The 16436-nt window shown below is 68.7% G+C and carries 12 protein-coding genes; 7 read left to right on the top strand and 5 right to left on the bottom strand.

Features of this window, described 5'->3' with window-relative positions:
* Positions 1–17: 17 nt before the first annotated feature.
* The 4 genes from ispG to map all read left to right on the top strand — a co-directional run bounded on the left by ispG (position 18) and on the right by map (position 4796).
* The gene (ispG, locus tag EV192_RS27710; RefSeq protein ID WP_132120461.1) at positions 18–1169 is read left to right on the top strand and encodes a flavodoxin-dependent (E)-4-hydroxy-3-methylbut-2-enyl-diphosphate synthase; all 1152 of its coding nucleotides are present in this window, start codon (positions 18–20) and stop codon (positions 1167–1169) included.
* Between the two features lie 106 nt (positions 1170–1275).
* Entirely contained in the window at positions 1276–2130 is an 855-nt protein-coding gene (locus EV192_RS27705) for a GNAT family N-acetyltransferase (protein ID WP_132120459.1), read from the top strand.
* Between the two features lie 13 nt (positions 2131–2143).
* Positions 2144–3931 (top strand): penicillin-binding transpeptidase domain-containing protein, encoded by a 1788-nt coding sequence (locus EV192_RS27700; protein WP_243727107.1) that lies wholly within the window; start codon positions 2144–2146, stop codon positions 3929–3931.
* 4 nt (positions 3932–3935) lie between these two features.
* Complete coding sequence (gene map, locus EV192_RS27695) at positions 3936–4796, top strand: type I methionyl aminopeptidase (protein WP_132120457.1); 861 nt, start codon at positions 3936–3938, stop codon at positions 4794–4796.
* 64 nt (positions 4797–4860) lie between these two features.
* Here map and EV192_RS27690 read toward each other — a convergent pair whose 3' ends face one another.
* Positions 4861–5541 (bottom strand): FadR/GntR family transcriptional regulator, encoded by a 681-nt coding sequence (locus tag EV192_RS27690; RefSeq protein WP_207926261.1) that lies wholly within the window; start codon positions 5539–5541, stop codon positions 4861–4863.
* A gap of 179 nt (positions 5542–5720) precedes the next feature.
* Here EV192_RS27690 and hrpA point away from each other — a divergent pair, with 179 nt between their 5' ends.
* The gene (gene hrpA / locus EV192_RS27685; RefSeq protein WP_132120455.1) at positions 5721–9584 is read left to right on the top strand and encodes an ATP-dependent RNA helicase HrpA; all 3864 of its coding nucleotides are present in this window, start codon (positions 5721–5723) and stop codon (positions 9582–9584) included.
* Here hrpA and EV192_RS27680 read toward each other — a convergent pair.
* Genes EV192_RS27680 through EV192_RS27670 form a run of 3 tightly spaced genes read right to left on the bottom strand, consistent with a single transcriptional unit; the run spans position 9571 to position 13460 of the window.
* Positions 9571–11463: a transglycosylase domain-containing protein gene (locus EV192_RS27680; protein WP_132120453.1), complete on the bottom strand. Its 1893-nt coding sequence runs from the start codon at positions 11461–11463 to the stop codon at positions 9571–9573. The two genes, hrpA and EV192_RS27680, sit on opposite strands and share 14 nt — an antisense overlap.
* Before the next feature lie 39 nt (positions 11464–11502).
* On the bottom strand, positions 11503–12894 hold the full coding sequence (locus EV192_RS27675; RefSeq protein ID WP_132121460.1) for a mycothione reductase: 1392 nt from the start codon (positions 12892–12894) through the stop codon (positions 11503–11505).
* Between the two features lie 38 nt (positions 12895–12932).
* The gene (locus EV192_RS27670; protein ID WP_132120451.1) at positions 12933–13460 is read right to left on the bottom strand and encodes a YbhB/YbcL family Raf kinase inhibitor-like protein; all 528 of its coding nucleotides are present in this window, start codon (positions 13458–13460) and stop codon (positions 12933–12935) included.
* Positions 13461–13602: 142 nt separating this feature from the next.
* On the opposite strand from EV192_RS27670, the gene EV192_RS27665 reads away from it, so the two are divergent.
* Complete coding sequence (locus EV192_RS27665; RefSeq protein WP_132120449.1) at positions 13603–14691, top strand: M48 family metallopeptidase; 1089 nt, start codon at positions 13603–13605, stop codon at positions 14689–14691.
* A gap of 9 nt (positions 14692–14700) precedes the next feature.
* Here the strand turns inward: EV192_RS27665 and EV192_RS27660 are convergent, their stop codons facing one another.
* Positions 14701–15531 (bottom strand): M15 family metallopeptidase, encoded by an 831-nt coding sequence (locus tag EV192_RS27660; protein WP_424923391.1) that lies wholly within the window; start codon positions 15529–15531, stop codon positions 14701–14703.
* Positions 15532–15651: 120 nt separating this feature from the next.
* Here EV192_RS27660 and EV192_RS27655 point away from each other — a divergent pair, with 120 nt between their 5' ends.
* Positions 15652–16431: a S1 family peptidase gene (locus tag EV192_RS27655; RefSeq protein ID WP_132120447.1), complete on the top strand. Its 780-nt coding sequence runs from the start codon at positions 15652–15654 to the stop codon at positions 16429–16431.
* Positions 16432–16436: the final 5 nt, after the last annotated feature.

Genomic DNA, 16436 nt, shown 5'->3' with positions numbered 1-16436 from the left:
AACCGGAGGAGTTCGAGATGACCAGCGGCGAAGTGCTGCTCGGCATGCCGTCGCTGCCGCCGCCCACGCTGTCGGAGCGGCGCAAGACCCGCCAGCTCATGGTGGGCGCGGTCGGTGTGGGCAGCGAGTTCCCGATCTCGGTGCAGTCGATGACCACGACGGTCACCGCGGACGTGAACGCCACCCTGCAGCAGATCGCGGAGCTGACCGCGGCCGGCTGTGACATCGTGCGGGTGGCCTGCCCGTCCCAGGACGACGCCGAGGCGCTGCCGGCGATCGCGCGCAAGTCGCAGATCCCGGTGATCGCCGACATCCACTTCCAGCCGAAGTACGTGTTCGCCGCGATCGAGGCCGGCTGCGCGGCGGTCCGGGTGAACCCGGGCAACATCAAGAAGTTCGACGACAAGGTTCGCGAGATCGCGGCCGCGGCCAAGGACCACGGCACCCCGATCCGGATCGGCGTGAACGCCGGGTCGCTGGACCCGCGGCTGCTGGCCAAGTACGGCAAGGCGACCCCCGAGGCGCTGGTCGAGTCGGCGCTGTGGGAAGCGTCACTGTTCGCCGAGCATGACTTCCACGACATCAAGATCTCGGTGAAGCACAACGACCCGGTGGTGATGATCCGGGCGTACGAGCTGCTCGCGGAGTCGTGCGACTACCCGCTGCACCTCGGGGTGACCGAGGCCGGCCCGGCGTTCCAGGGCACGGTGAAGTCGGCGGTGGCGTTCGGCGCGCTGCTGCGGCAGGGCATCGGGGACACGATCCGGGTGTCGCTGTCCGCGCCGCCGGTGGAGGAGGTCAAGGTCGGCGCGCAGATCCTGCAGTCGTTGAACCTGCGGCCGCGCAAGCTGGAGATCGTGTCGTGCCCGTCGTGCGGGCGCGCCCAGGTGGACGTGTACAAGCTGGCCGACGAGGTGACCGCGGGCCTGGAGGGCATGGAGGTGCCGCTGCGGGTCGCGGTGATGGGCTGTGTGGTGAACGGGCCGGGCGAGGCGCGTGAGGCGGACCTCGGGGTGGCGTCCGGCAACGGCAAGGGCCAGATCTTCGTGCACGGCAAGGTGATCAAGACCGTGCCGGAGCACCAGATCGTGGAGACCCTGATCGAGGAGGCCATGCGGATCGCCGAGACCATGGACGGCGACGGCGCCCCGGTCGTGTCGGTTTCGTGAGGATTCGCCGCTGAGGTCACCGCCGCCCCGGCCGAGCGGTACTCAAAGGACATCGACCCCTGGGTAGCATTCCTCGATTTCGTGTTTCATCTGGCACGCTTAGTAGGTGCTTCGGTTGGCCTCCGCGCGGTTACTCGACGAACGAGACGGGATGGCGGTCCGTGCTGTGCTGGCCGCGGACCCGGTCGCCTGCTGCATGGTCGCGGCCCGCGTCGAGGCCGCTGGACTGGACGCGTGGCGGCTGGGCGGCGAGCTGTGGGGCGCGGACGTCCGCCCGATGCGCAACGGCCGGCTGGACGGGCTGTGCTATGTCGGGCCGAACCTGATTCCGTTGCGCGGCAACAAGGCCGCCCTCCGGTGCTTCGCCGACCGGGCCCTTCGCCGGCGCCGGACGTGCTCGTCCCTGGTCGGGCCGGCCGACCAGGTGCTGGGCATGTGGGCCGAGCTGGCGGCCGAGTGGGGCCCGCCCCGGGAGGTGCGCGCGGACCAGCCGCTGATGTCCATCGCCGGGCCGGCGAAGGTCAGGGCGGACCCGCTGGTGCGGCCGGTGCGGCCGGACGAGCTGGACCGGTACCTGCCGGCCGCGATCGCCATGTTCATCGAGGAGGTCGGCGTGGACCCGCGGCTCGGCGACGGCGGCGCCGGCTACCGGGCGCGGGTGGCCGAGCTGATCGCCGGCGGCCGGGCGTTCGCCCGGTTCGACGGCGGCGACGTGGTGTTCAAGGCCGAGATCGGCGCCCTGTCGCGGTCCGTCGGGCAGATCCAGGGCGTGTGGGTGCATCCGGACCGGCGTGGCCGCGGTCTGGGCACGGCCGGCACCGCGGCCGTGGTGGACCGGCTGGTCAACGCGATGGGCCGGACCGCGAGCCTGTACGTCAACTCGTACAACTCCCCGGCCAGGGCCGCCTACAGCCGGATCGGCTTCACCCAAGTCGGCCGATACGCCACGGTTTTGTTCTGACAGACTGCGCCGGGTGAACCGAAAAGGGATCATCGCGGTGATCTTGCTGGTGTTGCCACTGGCCGCCTGCTCGGGGCCGGACGCGGCGGACTTCGCGGGGCAGTTCCTGTCCGCGTTCGCCGGCGGCGACACCGCGGGCGCGGCTGGCAGGACCGACGCGGGCGACTCGGCGAAACCGTTACTCGACAACGTCCGTGGCTCGTTGAAGCCGGCCGCGGTGACCATGCGGGTGGACGGTTCGGACCCGGCCGGTGACGCCACCAAGGTGCGGTTCAGCGCGGACTGGGACCTCGGCCAGGACCGGCACTGGACGTACCAGGGCGAGCTGGAGATGCGCCGCGACAGCAACAACGGGGCTGACACCTGGAAGGTGCACTGGACGCCCGCGGTCGTCCATCCCAAGCTCGGTGCGCAGCAGACGGTCGGGGTGCGGGACGTGGAGGCGTCGATGGCGCCGATCCTGGACCGCGACGGCAGTCCGCTGGTGGCGTCGACCAAGGTCGTGTCGGTGATCCTGGACCCGGCGAAGGCCGGGGACGTGGCCGCGGTCGCGGCGGCCATCGCCGGCGCGGTGAACCAGTTCGACCCGTCCATCACCGCGCAGTCGATCACGGACGGGGTCGCGAAGGCCCGCAACCAGCCGTACACCGTGGTCTCGTTGCGGGACGCGGACTACCAGGTGGTCAAGGCCGCGATCTACCAGCTGCCCGGGGTTCGGTTCCTGGCCGCGACGCGGCTGCTGCCGGTGACCAAGAACATGGCCGAACAGGTGCTGCCGACTGTCCGCAAACAGGTGGAGGGCCAGATCTCCGGCAAGCCCGGGTTCCGGGTGGTGTCGCTGAACGCGGCCGGTGGCGAGGTCGCGGACCTGTTCACCAAGGACATGGTGGCGGGCACAGCCGCGCACGTGACACTGAGCACCAAGGTCCAGTCGTCCGCGGAGGCGGCGATCGACTCGCTGCCGCAGGCCGCCGCCCTGGTCGCGATCCAGCCGTCCACCGGCGAGATCCTCGCGGTCGCCCAGAACAAGCCGGCCGACGCGCAGGGCGCGATCGCGTTGACCGGCCGGTTCCCACCCGGGTCGACGTTCAAGACCGTCACCGCGGCCGCCGGCCTGCAAGGCGGGAACGTCACCGCGGACACCCCGGTGCCGTGCCCGGGAACGATCACCATCGGCTCACGGGTGGTCCCCAACTTCAACGAGTTCGACAAAGGTGTCATCCCGTTGCACTCGGCGTACGCCTTCTCCTGCAACACGAGCTTCGCCAAACTGGCCTCCGAGTTGCCGCCGGACGCGCTGGCCAACGCGGCCAAGCAGTTCGGGATCGGCCTGGACTACACGATCCCGGGCATCACCACGGTCACCGGCTCCGTGCCGCCCGCGACCGACACCACCGAGCGCGCCGAGGACGGCTTCGGCCAGGGCAAAGTCCTGGCGTCGCCGTTCGGTCTGGCGATGATGGCGTCGACTGTGGCAAGCGGCACACTGCCGAAGCCGACCCTGGTCCGCGGCGAGGAGACCAAGGTCGACGCCGCCCCGTCCGCCGTCCCGCCGGCCGTGGTCGACGCGCTGCGCCAGATGATGCGCGAGGTCGTGACCACCAACTCCGCACAGACCCTGGGCAAACTTCCTGACGTGCGCGGCAAGACAGGCACCGCCCAGTTCGGTGACGGGACACACTCACATGGGTGGTTTGCCGGATATATGGGTGATCTGGCGTTCGCGGTGCTCGTCGTCGACGCGGGCAACTCGGGCGTCGCGGTGGACGCTTCCACCAGGTTCCTGCAGGGCACGTCGTAATGTGATGGGTATGCGTGCCCCACTGACTCCCGGTGAACAATCGCCGCGTCGCCAGGTCCCTGTCACGATCGCCCGTCCTGAGTACGTTGGCAAGCCGGCCCCGGCGCGCAACACCGAGCCCACATACGTGCAGACCGCTGAGACGATCGAGACCATGCGGGTGGCCAGCCGGATCGCTGCCCGAGCCCTCCAGGAGGGCGGCAAGGCCGTGAAACCGGGCGCCACCACCGACGACGTGGACGCGGTCGTGCACGAGTTCCTGCTCGACAACGGCGCCTACCCGTCCACCCTCGGCTACCGCGGCTTCCCCAAGTCCTGCTGCACCTCGCTGAACGAGGTGATCTGCCACGGCATCCCCGACTCGACCGTGATCGAGGACGGCGACATCGTGAACATCGACGTGACGGCGTTCATCGGCGGCGTCCACGGCGACTGCAACGCGACCTTCCTCGCCGGTGAAGTCTCCGACGAAGCCCGTCAACTCGTCGACCGCACCCACGAGGCCACGATGCGCGCGATCAAGGCGGTGCGCCCCGGCCGCGCGTTGAACGTGATCGGCCGGGTCATCGAGGCGTACGCCAAGCGCTTCGACTATGGCGTGGTCCGCGACTTCACCGGCCACGGAATCGGCCGCTCGTTCCACAGCGGCCTGGTGATCCTGCACTACGACGAGCCGACCGTGACCACCGAGATCGAGACCGGCATGACGTTCACGATCGAGCCGATGATCACCCTCGGCGGCATCGACTACGACATGTGGTCCGACGGCTGGACGGTCACCACGAAGGACAAGAAGTGGACCGCCCAGTTCGAGCACACGATCGTGGTGACCGAGTCCGGCGCGGAGATCCTCACCCTTCCCTGACACCAGGACGTCGTGAGTACTTTTGCGAGCTAGCACTCACAAAAGTACTCACGCGCATGGTCGTTCACTCGGGGTGGTCGTCCAGGTAGCTCAGGGCCTCCGCGAGGAAGCCGCCGGCTTCTTTGACCGCCCGGTCCGCGTCCTTGTCCTGGATCGCCGAGAGCAGGCCGCGGTGGTTGATCTTGCCGGCGTGCGCCGGGGTGTTGTCCAGGATCTCGATGCTGGCCTTGATCGCCTCGGTCAGGCCGGCGTGCAGCTCGGCGAGCAGCTTGTTGCGGGAGGCGACCACGATCAGGTGATGGAAGTCGGCGTCGATCTGGACGAACCGATCCCACTGCTTGGCGGCCCGTGCCTCGTCGCGTGCTTCGATCAGCCGGTTCAGCTCGTCCAGCTCGAACTCGGTGCGGGCCGAGGCGGCCAGGCGGGCGCCCTCCACTTCGAGGGTCCGGCGGACCTCCAGGACATCCCGGAGCTCGGAGCCGACGAGCCGTTTCACCGCCCCGGAGAGCTCGCTGGTGGCGCGCACGAATGTGCCGTCGCCTTGGCGGACCTCCAGGAGGCCCGCGTGCGCGAGGGCGCGGACGGCCTCGCGGACGGTGTTGCGGCCGACGCCGAGGGCGGTGACCAGTTCGGGTTCGGTGGGGATCCGCTCGCCGACCCGCCACTCGCCCGTGGTGATCGCGGATCGCATCTGGTCGATCACCTGGTCGACAAGGCCGGCACGCCGGGTCGTGGCCAACGGCACGGTGTCATCCTCTCCCCACGTGGATGTTCAGACCACCGAACACCCTACGTCTGTCGTCTCGTCATGGCGATGAATTCATCGACTGAACAGAGTGCCATCCCGATGCGGGTTTCGCGTACCGCCCTCCGGCTTTAATACGTGGGTAGTAATCACGGGGGTTCATTATCCTGGTAGTCGAGATGGGAACCCCACTAAAAGACCTGGCTGACCGGCTGCCCGCGCTGACCCTGCGGGACGAACGACGGTTGCGGCGCCGCCTCGACGGTGCCCGAAAAGTCCGGAAACCAGCGGAGCAGCAGGCGGTCGCCGACCGGATCGCCGCCGACATCACAGCCGCCGAACTGCGGGTTGTCGCGCGGCGGGCGGCCGTACCCAGGATCAGCTATCCGGCCGAGCTGCCGGTGAGCCAGCGCAAGGACGACATCCTCGCGGCGATCCGGGACCACCAGGTGGTGATCGTCGCCGGCGAGACCGGCTCCGGCAAGACCACCCAGCTGCCCAAGATCTGCCTGGAGCTGGGCCGGGGGATCCGCGGCACGATCGGGCACACCCAGCCGCGCCGGCTGGCGGCCCGGACGGTCGCCGAACGGGTCGCCGAGGAGCTCGACACCCCGTTGGGCGAGGCGATCGGCTACAAGGTCCGGTTCACCGACCAGGCGAGCGACCGGACCCTGGTCAAACTGATGACCGACGGCATCCTGCTGGCCGAGATCCAGTCGGACCGGTCCCTGTCGCAGTACGACACGTTGATCATCGACGAGGCGCACGAACGCAGCCTCAACATCGACTTCATCCTCGGGTACCTCAAGCAGCTGCTGCCGCGCCGGCCGGACCTGAAGGTGATCATCACCTCGGCCACCATCGACCCGGAACGGTTCTCCCGGCACTTCGACGACGCCCCGGTGGTGGAGGTGTCCGGCCGCACGTACCCGGTCGAGGTCCGGTACCGGCCGGTGGTGGACCCGGACGACCCGGACGGCGACGAGGACCGCGACCAGACGCAGGCGATCATCGACGCGGTGGCCGAGCTGTCCGCCGAAGGGCCCGGCGACATCCTGGTGTTCCTCAGCGGCGAACGGGAGATCCGGGACACCGCCGACGCCCTGGCGAAGGCGGAGCTGAAGAACACCGAGATCATGCCGTTGTACGCGCGGCTGTCGTTCGCCGAGCAGCACCGGGTGTTCCAGTCGCATCGCGGCCGGCGGATCGTGCTGGCCACCAACGTGGCCGAGACGTCGTTGACCGTGCCCGGCATCAAGTACGTGATCGACCCGGGGACGGCCCGGATCTCCCGGTACTCCCACCGGCTGAAAGTGCAGCGGCTGCCCATCGAGGCCGTGTCGCAGGCGTCGGCGAACCAGCGCAAGGGCCGCTGTGGGCGTGTCTCCGAAGGCACCTGCGTCCGGCTCTACACCGAGGACGACTTCGACGCCAGACCCGAGTTCACCGACCCGGAGATCCTGCGGACCAACCTCGCGTCGGTGATCCTGCAGATGACCGCGGCCGGTCTCGGCGACATCGCCGCGTTCCCGTTCATCGACCCGCCGGACAAGCGGAACATCGCCGACGGCGTGAACCTGCTGCACGAACTCGGCGCGCTCGGCGAGAACGGCCTGACCGCGCTCGGTCGCAAACTGGCCCAGCTGCCGGTCGACCCACGGCTGGCGCGGATGGTGCTGGCGGCCGACGGCAACGGCTGTGTGCACGAGGTGATGGTGATCGCCGCCGCACTGTCCATTCAGGACCCACGGGAACGCCCGGCGGACAAGCAGGAGCAGGCCCAGCAGGCGCACGCCCGCTTCGCCGACAAGACATCGGACTTCGTGTCGTTCCTGAACCTGTGGGAGTACCTGCGCCAGCAGCAGAAGGAGCTGTCCGGCAACCGGTTCCGCCGGCTGTGCAAGGCGGAGTTCCTGAACTACCTGCGGGTCCGTGAGTGGCAGGACATCTACTCGCAGCTGCGCCAGATCGCCAAGAACCTGGGTGTCCCGCTGAACGAGCCCGGCGACATCGACGCGGTCCGGATCCACCAGTCGCTGCTGGCCGGCCTGCTGTCCCACATCGGGCTGCGTGATCCGCAGAAGCAGGACTACGCCGGCGCCCGCGGTGCCCGGTTCTCGATCTTCCCCGGCTCGGCGCTGTTCAAGAAGCCGCCGCAGTGGGTGATGGCGGCGGAGCTGGTGGAGACGTCCCGGCTGTGGGGCCGGATGGCGGCCCGGATCGAGCCGGACTGGGTCGAACCGCTGGCGTCGCACCTGGTCAAACGGATCTACAGCGAGCCGCACTGGGAGCGCAAGCAGGGCGCGGCCATGGCGACCGAACGGGTCACGCTCTACGGGATTCCCGTTGTCACCCAACGGAAGGTCAACTTCAGCCGGGTCGACCCGGAGCTGTCCCGGGACCTGTTCATCCGGCACGCGCTGGTGGAAGGCGACTGGGACACCCGGCACAAGTTCTTCCACAGCAACCGGCAACTCCTCACCGAGGTGGCCGAGCTGGAGAACCGGGCCCGGCGGCGGGACCTGCTCGTCGACGAGGGGACCCTGTTCGACTTCTACGACAAGCGCGTCCCGGCCGAAGCGGTCTCGGCCCGGCACTTCGACACGTGGTGGAAGAAAGCCCGGCACACCCAGCCGGACCTGCTGACGTTCCCCACCGAGCTGCTGGTCAACGCGAACGCGCAGAACGTCACCGAGGCGGCCTACCCGGACAACTGGCAGCGCGAGGACCTCACCATGCGGCTGTCCTACCAGTTCGAGCCAGGGACGAAGGACGACGGCGTCACCGCGCACATCCCGTTGCCCGTGCTGAACCAGGTCACCGCGGACAATTTCGCCTGGCAGGTCCCCGGACTGCGCGAGGAGATCGTCACCGCGTTGCTGAAGTCCCTGCCGAAGCAGATTCGGCGGAACTTCGTGCCGGCGCCGGACTGGGCGAAGGCGATCCTGCACCGGATCGCGGACCTCGGCGAGCGGTCTCTGCTGGACGTCGTGGAACAGGAGATCAGAGCCCTGTCCGGGGTGGTGATCGCCCGCGACGACTGGGATCCCACCAAGATCCCGGACCACCTGCGGATGACCTACCGGGTGGTCGACGAGGGCCGCAAACCGTTGGCCGAGGGCAAGGACCTGGCCGACCTGAAACGGCAGTTGCAGCCGAAGATGCGGGAGACGTTGTCCGAGGCGGCCGGCCAGATCGAACGGCAGGGCCTGCGCACCTGGGACATCGGGACGTTGCCGAAGACACTCCGGCAGGAACAGCACGGGTTCACGGTGACCGCGTACCCGGCGCTGGTGGATGCCGGCGACACTGTCGACGTCCGGATGTTCGAGACCGCCGCCGAGCAGCGCGTGTCGATGTGGAAGGGCACCCGGAGACTGCTGCTGATCGGGATGCCGTCGCCGTTGAAGTACGTACTCGGGCGGATGACCAACAGTGCGAAGCTGGCGCTGTCGACGAATCCGCACAAGGACATGCAGGACCTGTTCGACGACTGCATAGCGGCCGCGATCGACAAGATCATCATCGACTGCGGCGGGCCGGCCTGGGACGCGGCCGCGTTCGGGACACTGCGGGACAAGGTCAGGGCCGAGCTGAACCCGACCACGTTGGACGTGGTCAACCACGTGCAGCGAGCTCTCAGCGCGGCCAACGCGGTCCGCACCCGGCTGTCCACAATGGGCGGTCCGCGGCTGGAGCCGTCGTTGCGGGACGTACGGACCCAGCTGGGTCGGTTGGTGTACCGGGGGTTCGTCACGGCAACCGGGTTCGACCAGTTGCCGCAGGTGGTGCGTTACCTGCAGGGGATCGAACTGCGGCTGGACAAGCTGCCGGAACGACCCGACCGGGACTTCGAGTGGACCCAGGACGTACAGGAGGTCTGGGCCGCGTACCGGGAGCTGCCGCCGGGGCCGGAGACCCGGAAGATCCGCTGGATGATCGAAGAGCTGCGGCTCAGCTACTTCGCGCAGTCCATCAAGACGGCGTATCCCGTCTCGGACAAACGGATCTACCGGGCCATCGACCAGGTCACCGCCCGCTGACCTCCGCATAGCCAGCCATGGTCGCGCGCCAGATGGCGGCCGGCTCGGCCAGCGGTGTGATGTCCTTGCCGTCCTTGTTCCTGATCGGCTTCAGCTGGTCGGACCCCATCCAGACGACCGTCGCCAGGTTTCGGGTGTAGCCGGCCAGCCAGGCTTTCGCGTTCGCCCCCGCGTCGCCGTACGGGCGTGTGCCCGGCCGGATCGCCGCCTTCACGTGAGCCTCGTCGCCGGCCTCGGACAACGCGTCCGTGACCGACCACGCGACCTTCGGCGGGATCGCCTGTTGCGACGAAAGCTGTTCCCGGTAACGGACATTGCCCGCGCCGTCCTCGACGCGTTTCACGAAATGCGTCGACGTCCTCACCCCGTCCGCGGCGAGTGTCGCGTACGCGGTCGCCAGGTCGATCGGGCGGACGAACGTGCTGCCCATGCCGAGCGCGATCCTGGTGTCCGGCTCGTCGCCGGGTTTCGCCGTCATGGTGGGCTTTCCGTGCAACTCCTGCGGGATGCCGAGCTGCACGGCGGCGTCGACGACCTTCTGGGTGCCGGTCCGCAGCGCGACCGACGCGATGGCCGTGTTCACCGGCTTGGCCATGGCTTTACGTAACGAGCACGGCGAACACGTGACGCCTGCCGGGTTCTGCATCGGGATCCCGCCGATCGTCTGCGGTGACCAGCCGTTCACCGGTTGATCGGGCCGCATCCCGTCGAGCATCGCCGCCACCCCGACGAACGGCCCGAACGTCGTCCCCGGTTCCTGCAAGGTCTGCGCGTAGTCCAGGCCACGGCCGTTTCCGCCGCCGCTGTACGCGACCACCCCACCCGTGTTCGGGTCGACGGACACCACCGCGGTCCGCAGGTAGTCGGGCTGACCGGCCATCACCGCGTCCGTGGCCCGTTCCGTGCTCTGTTGCGTGGCGCGGTCGATCGTCGTGACCACCTTGTACCCGATCTGGTGGCCTTCGTCGCGCGGCAGGTCGGCACGTTCCTCCAACTCGGCCAGCACCTGGTTCTGGATCTGCAACTCCGCGCTGCTCTGGCCGGCGTCGCGCGGCAGGGTCGCCGGGAACTTGGTGGCCGCCCGGTCCGCCCTGGTCAGCCAGCCGTCGTCGACCATCTGGTCGAGCACGAAGTTCCACCTGCGTTCGGCGTTGTCCCGGTCCACATCCGGGTCCCAGTACGTGGGCCGCTGGATCACGCCCGCCAGCAAAGCCGCTTCGGCGACGTTGACCTGCTGCACGTCCTTGCCGAAGTACGCGCGGGCGGCGGCCTGGATCCCGTTCGCGCCGCGTCCGAAGTAGACGGTGTTCAGGTACGCGGTCAGCAGGTCCTGCTTGGTGTACGTGTCCGACATCTTCTTGGCCAACACCAGCTCACGCCATTTGCGGCCGAGCGAGTGCTTGTCGTCGCCGGTCGCCTTCTTGATGTACTGCTGGGTGATCGTGGACCCGCCGCCGGTGAACCCGGTCAGGTTGTTCCACGCCGAGCGCACGATCCCGGCCAGGTTGAAGCCGTCGTTGTCCCAGAACGACTTGTCCTCCGCGGCCAGCACCGCGTGCTGCACGTGCTCCGGGATGTCCTGGAACCGCACGGAAGTCCGGTTGCCGCTGGCCGGGATGATGCGGCCGAGCTCGGTCGTGCCGTCCGAGTAGTACAGCGTGATGGTCTGGTTCTGGCCGGCCGCGACGTCGGCCGGGTCGGGCACGTCCCACATCGAGTAGCAGATCACGAACGCGGTCACCGGGACCGCGACGGCCAGGAACACCAGGACATAGCAGGTTCTGCGAACGCGGCGCCAGATGCGCTTGCGCCGCGGGACCTCCTTCTTGTCGGGCTGCTCGACTTCGCTCTGCTCCGGAGTGCTCTCCTCGACAGTCACGCGGCGTATACGCCCGAGCGCGACGCGAGGTTGAGCTTGTCAGTCGAGTGTCAGGTTGAGCAGCGCGTTCTCCACGACCTCCGGCATGCCGGGGTGGATCCAGTACTGGCCGCCGGCCATCCGGTGGGCGTCCAGGCCGAAGCTCATCGCCTGGATCAACGGCTGGATCACGGTCGACGCCTGCGGGCCGATGACGTGCGCGCCGAGCAGCAGGCCGGTGCCGGGATCGGCGAGCAGCTTGACGAACCCGGTGGTGTCCTCCATCGCCCAGCCGTACGCGATGCCCGCGTAGTCCTGGACGGCCGACACATAGCGCGTTCCGGCGGCCTTCAGTTCGCGCTCGGTCAGCCCGACCGCCGCGATCTGCGGGGACGTGAACACCGCGTGCGGCACGAACCTGTGGTCGGCCGCCCGCCGGGCGTTCGGGTTCAGCAGGTTGTGCTGCACGATCCGGGCCTCGTGGTTGGCCACGTGCTTCAACTCGTACGGGGAACTGATGTCTCCCAACGCGTACACGCCGTCGACCACGGTCTGCTGGTAGTCGTCGACGAGCACGTGCCCGCTCGGCGCCGTGGTGATCCCGCCGGCGGTCACGTCGAGCAGGTCCGAGTTCGGGGTCCGGCCGACCGCCACGAGCAGCACGTCCGACTCGACCGTCTCGGCGCCGCCCGGACCCTCCAGATGCACCCGGATGACGTCCCCGTCCCGGTCCGCCCGAACGGTCTTGCGATCCAGCCGCACGTCCCACTTGGCCGACGCCAACTCGGTGAACCGCGCGCTCACTGCGTCGTCCTCAGAGCGGAGCAGCGCTCCGGAGCGGGCGACGACGGTCACCTCGACGCCGAACGAGGAGAAGACGTGGGCGAACTCGGCGGCGATGAATCCGCTGCCCATGATGGTGAGCCGGCGCGGCAGTTCGGCCAGCCGCATGATCGTGTCGCTGGTGTGGAAGCCGACGTCGGCCAGGCCGGGCACGTCCGGGATGACCGGGCGCCCGCCCGCGGCGAGCACGAACTTGTCGGCGGTGACCGTCTCCTGGGTGCCGTCCGGCAGCGTGACCAGGAGGGTCTTCGGCGCGGTGAACCGGCCTTCGCCCTCGTACACGGTCACGTTCTTGTTGTCGGCGTTGTTGACCCGGTACTCCCGGCCGCCTGCGGCGATCGGGTCGATCCGGCCGAAGATCCGGTCCCGGATGTCCGGCCACCGCACCCGGTCCACGTGCTCGTCCACACCCAGCCGTGAGCTGCCCGCCGGGGTGGCGGCCACGTCCGCGGTGTGCACGAACATCTTCGTCGGGATGCAGCCCACGTTCAGGCAGGTGCCGCCGAACGTGCCCTTCTCCACGACCGCCACGTCCCAGCCGGCGAACCGCGGGTCGAGGATGGAGTTGCCGGAGCCGGTGCCGATGATGACCAGGTCGAAGTTCCGCACGACATGGATCAACCGCACCGGCTCCGGGAATGTTCCGCTCAGTGCTGGTAGATGGGGGTGAGGATGGCTCGGGCCAGGGTGTGGAACACCAGGTTGAAGCTGACGAACGCGGCCGACGCGGTCTCGTCAACGCCGAGTTTCTCCTGGTCCACCGCGTGCACCACGAAGTAGTACCGGTGCGGGTGGTCGCCCTGCGGCGGCGCGGCCCCGTCGAACTTGGCCTGGCCGAAGTCGTTGCGGGTGTGGAAGGCCCCTTCGGGCAACGTGGCGTCACCCGATCCGGCGTCCGTCGCCAGTTCCGTGACGGACGCGGGGATGTCCACCGCCAGCCAGTGCCAGAAACCGGACGGGGTGGGCGCGTCCGGGTCGAAGCACGTGACCACGAAGCTCTTGGTCGCCGCGGGGAATCCGGACCAGCTCAGCCGCGGCGAGGTGTTGCCGCCCTCGTACAGCTGTGCGTCGGGCAGGAGTTCCGCCGCGGTCACGTCGGTCGATGTCACCGTGAACGATCCGACCGCGGGCAGCAGCTCGTAGGGATCGGGCGCCACGGGACGTTCCAAACTCATGATCAACCTCCGGGGTTCGAGAGTTTCCCTAGTCTGCGGTCAGGGACAACCCTGGTCTTTACCGGGTGTGCCGGCCAAGCCGCCCCTCGGCCGTCCGTTTCGGCGTAGGTTGGCCTTAACCACAGGGAGAGGGTTTCCAGCCGTGACTGAATCAGACGTCCAACAGTCGGCGCCACGTGTCCGGTTCCCGGGCATCAGCCCGCGCGCCTACGAACACCCAGCGGACAAGGGCGCGATGGCCACGCTGCGTGCCGTACCCGGTGTGGGTGACGTTCTCAAGACATTGAACTCGTTGTTCAACGAACGCGCCGAGCGGCTGGTCGCGGTCGCGTCCTACGTCCGGGTCAGCGAGACCCAGTTCCCGGTGATCAACCGGCTGCACAAGGAATCCGCGGAGATCCTGGACCTGCCGAAGCTGCCCAAGCTGTACGTGGCCCGCGACCCGTTCCCGAACGCGCACACCATCGGGATCGACGAACCCTTCATCGTGCTCACGTCCGGCCTGGTCGAAGCGCTGGACACCGAGGCGCTCCGGTTCATCATCGGCCACGAGCAGGGCCACGTGCTGTCCGGCCACGCCGTGCTGCTCACCCTGCTCAGCCGGCTGCTGCAGTTGCAGCGTTCGGTGGCGTGGGTGCCGATGGGCGTGATCGGGCTGCGCGCCGTGATCGCGGCGCTCTACGAATGGCAGCGCAAGTCCGAGCTGAGCTGCGACCGGGCCGGCCTGCTCGTCAGTCAGGACCCGGCGGCCGCGCTGCGCGCCCACATGTACCTCGCCGGCGCGACGGACCTCTCGCAGATCGACATCCCGTCCTTCCTGGAGCAGGCCAAGGAGTACGAGGAAGTCGAAGACATCCGCGACAGCATCATCAAGCTGCTCGCCGTGGAGCAGAAGTCGCACCCGTTCGCGGTCGTGCGTGCCTCGCAGCTGCAGAAGTGGGCGGCGTCCGAGGAGTACCGGGCGATCCTCGCCGGCGACTACAAGCGCCGGGACGCGCAGGACGACGAGAACCCGATCAAGGAGGACATGGCCGCGGCCGGCAAGTCCTACAAGGAGTCGTTCACCAACTCGACCGACCCGCTGGTGAAGGTGCTCAGCGACGTGGGCAGCGCGTTGTCCGGCGCGGCCGACCGCGTGTTCAGCGGCTTCCGCGGCCGTGGGGGCAGCGGTGGCGGCGACCAGCCGCCGTCGGACGAGGACAGCAACGGCGACAACGGTTCATCGAAGTAGCCAGGGTTTTCAAGTCCCTGTCTGGGAGAAGTGCATCAGGTCCTTGGGGGAGGTCCAGCGACCTCCCCAGGACCAGCCGATGGCGGTGAAGGCCCGGTCGACGACGTCACCGGGCCGGATCATGCCGGGCCGGGCGTTGCCGCGGTCCAGGTAGGCCGACGCCAGCTCGGGCAGGACCAGGTCGCCCTTGGTGTACGGGTTGCAGAACGGGTTGATGTCGACCGCCAGGCCGGAGGCGTGCGCCGACCAGGTCGTCTCGCCGCGCGCCGGCCGGCAGGAGAACGCGCTCGTGGCGTTGCCGTCGCCTGTCGGTGGCGCGTCCAGGTCGTCCTTTGTGGTCACGCGCATCTCCTCAAGCGGGAACTTCGCCTGGAAGAGCTTGCCGAACACGTCCGTGACCGGCTTGGCCACCTTGGTGTTCACGATCATCTCGCCGGTGTGCGCGTGGCCGTCGAAGCCCCAGAACGACATCGTCAGGTAGCGCAGGTCGTCCTTGCCGACCGGACAGTTCGGCTGCCATGTACTGCGTGCGAGAACGTCCGCGGGGACCGGGGTGACCGTCGCGGCGTACCGGTCGTCCGGTGGGGGCGGAAGAGTGTCCTTTGTCGGCAATGACCGATTCACCAGTTCGGGTGGGGTGGGCAGGACCTTCCCGAACCCGTCCGGCCGCCGGGGTAGCGGGGTCCGGCCGACCTGCCAGACGTTCTTCGCCGGCGGGGCCTGCGCGGTGGACGCCACCGGCGTCGTCCCAGGTGTCGCAGGTGAGGGCGGCATCGCCGGCGCGGTCGGGTCGGATGTGGACACGGGCGCGCTGCAGCCCGCGAGCACAAGCAAGACCATCAGCCACCGCCGCACGATGACAGCTAATCACGGCCCAAGACCACCCGGTTCAGTGACACCGCGTAGAGCGCTCATGACCTAACGTAGGCGACGTCAGTGTCCAGCCGGGAGGGAGTCGGCATGCGAATAAGAAAACTGCTGGTCAGCGTGGTCGGGGTGGCGATCGCGTTGACCGCGGCGGCGGTGCCGGCATCCTCGTCAGTGGCCATCGTCGGCGGCACCAAGGCCAGCACGACGGACTATCCGTTCGCGGTGTTCCTGACCACGCCGGACAACTTCCAGTTCTGCGGCGGCACCCTGGTCGCCCCCGACAAGGTCGTCACGGCCGCGCACTGCGCCAAAGGCCAGCAGCCCGAAGGCGTTTTCGTCGTCGCTGGCCGGGATGACAAGCAGGCGACCACCACGGGCGTCTCCGTGCCGGTGAAGAACATCTGGGTGCACCCGCGCTACACGGACGCGTTGGTCGGCGAGGACGTGGCCGTCCTGACGCTCGCCAAGCGCGTCGGCTACCGCACCATCCCGCTGGCCACGGAGCAGGACGAGGTCCTCTACGAACCGGAGACCCCGGCGACGATCCTCGGCTGGGGCCGGACGGCGTCGGGCGGGGTGACCTCCCAGTACCTGCTCAAGGCCACGGTGCCGGTGGTCAGCGACCAGGACTGCAAGCAGTCGTTCGCCAAGTACAACCCGGCGGCGATGGTCTGCGCGGGATACCCCCAAGGGGGGATCGACGGCTGCCAGGGCGACTCCGGCGGCCCGATGGTGGCCGGCGGCAAGCTGATCGGCGTCTCCTCGTGGGGCGAGGGCTGCGGCCTGCCGAACAAGCCAGGCGTGTACACCAGGGTGGTCGCCTACGCCAAGGAGCTGGCCCAGCAGATCAAACCCACGCCCGTCCCCTAGTTTTG

This window comes from Actinocrispum wychmicini, from assembly GCF_004345645.1.
Lineage (GTDB): Bacteria > Actinomycetota > Actinomycetes > Mycobacteriales > Pseudonocardiaceae > Kibdelosporangium > Kibdelosporangium wychmicini.
The sequence above is the reverse complement of the archived record's forward strand: the minus strand, read 5'-3'. Positions and strand labels throughout refer to the sequence as shown.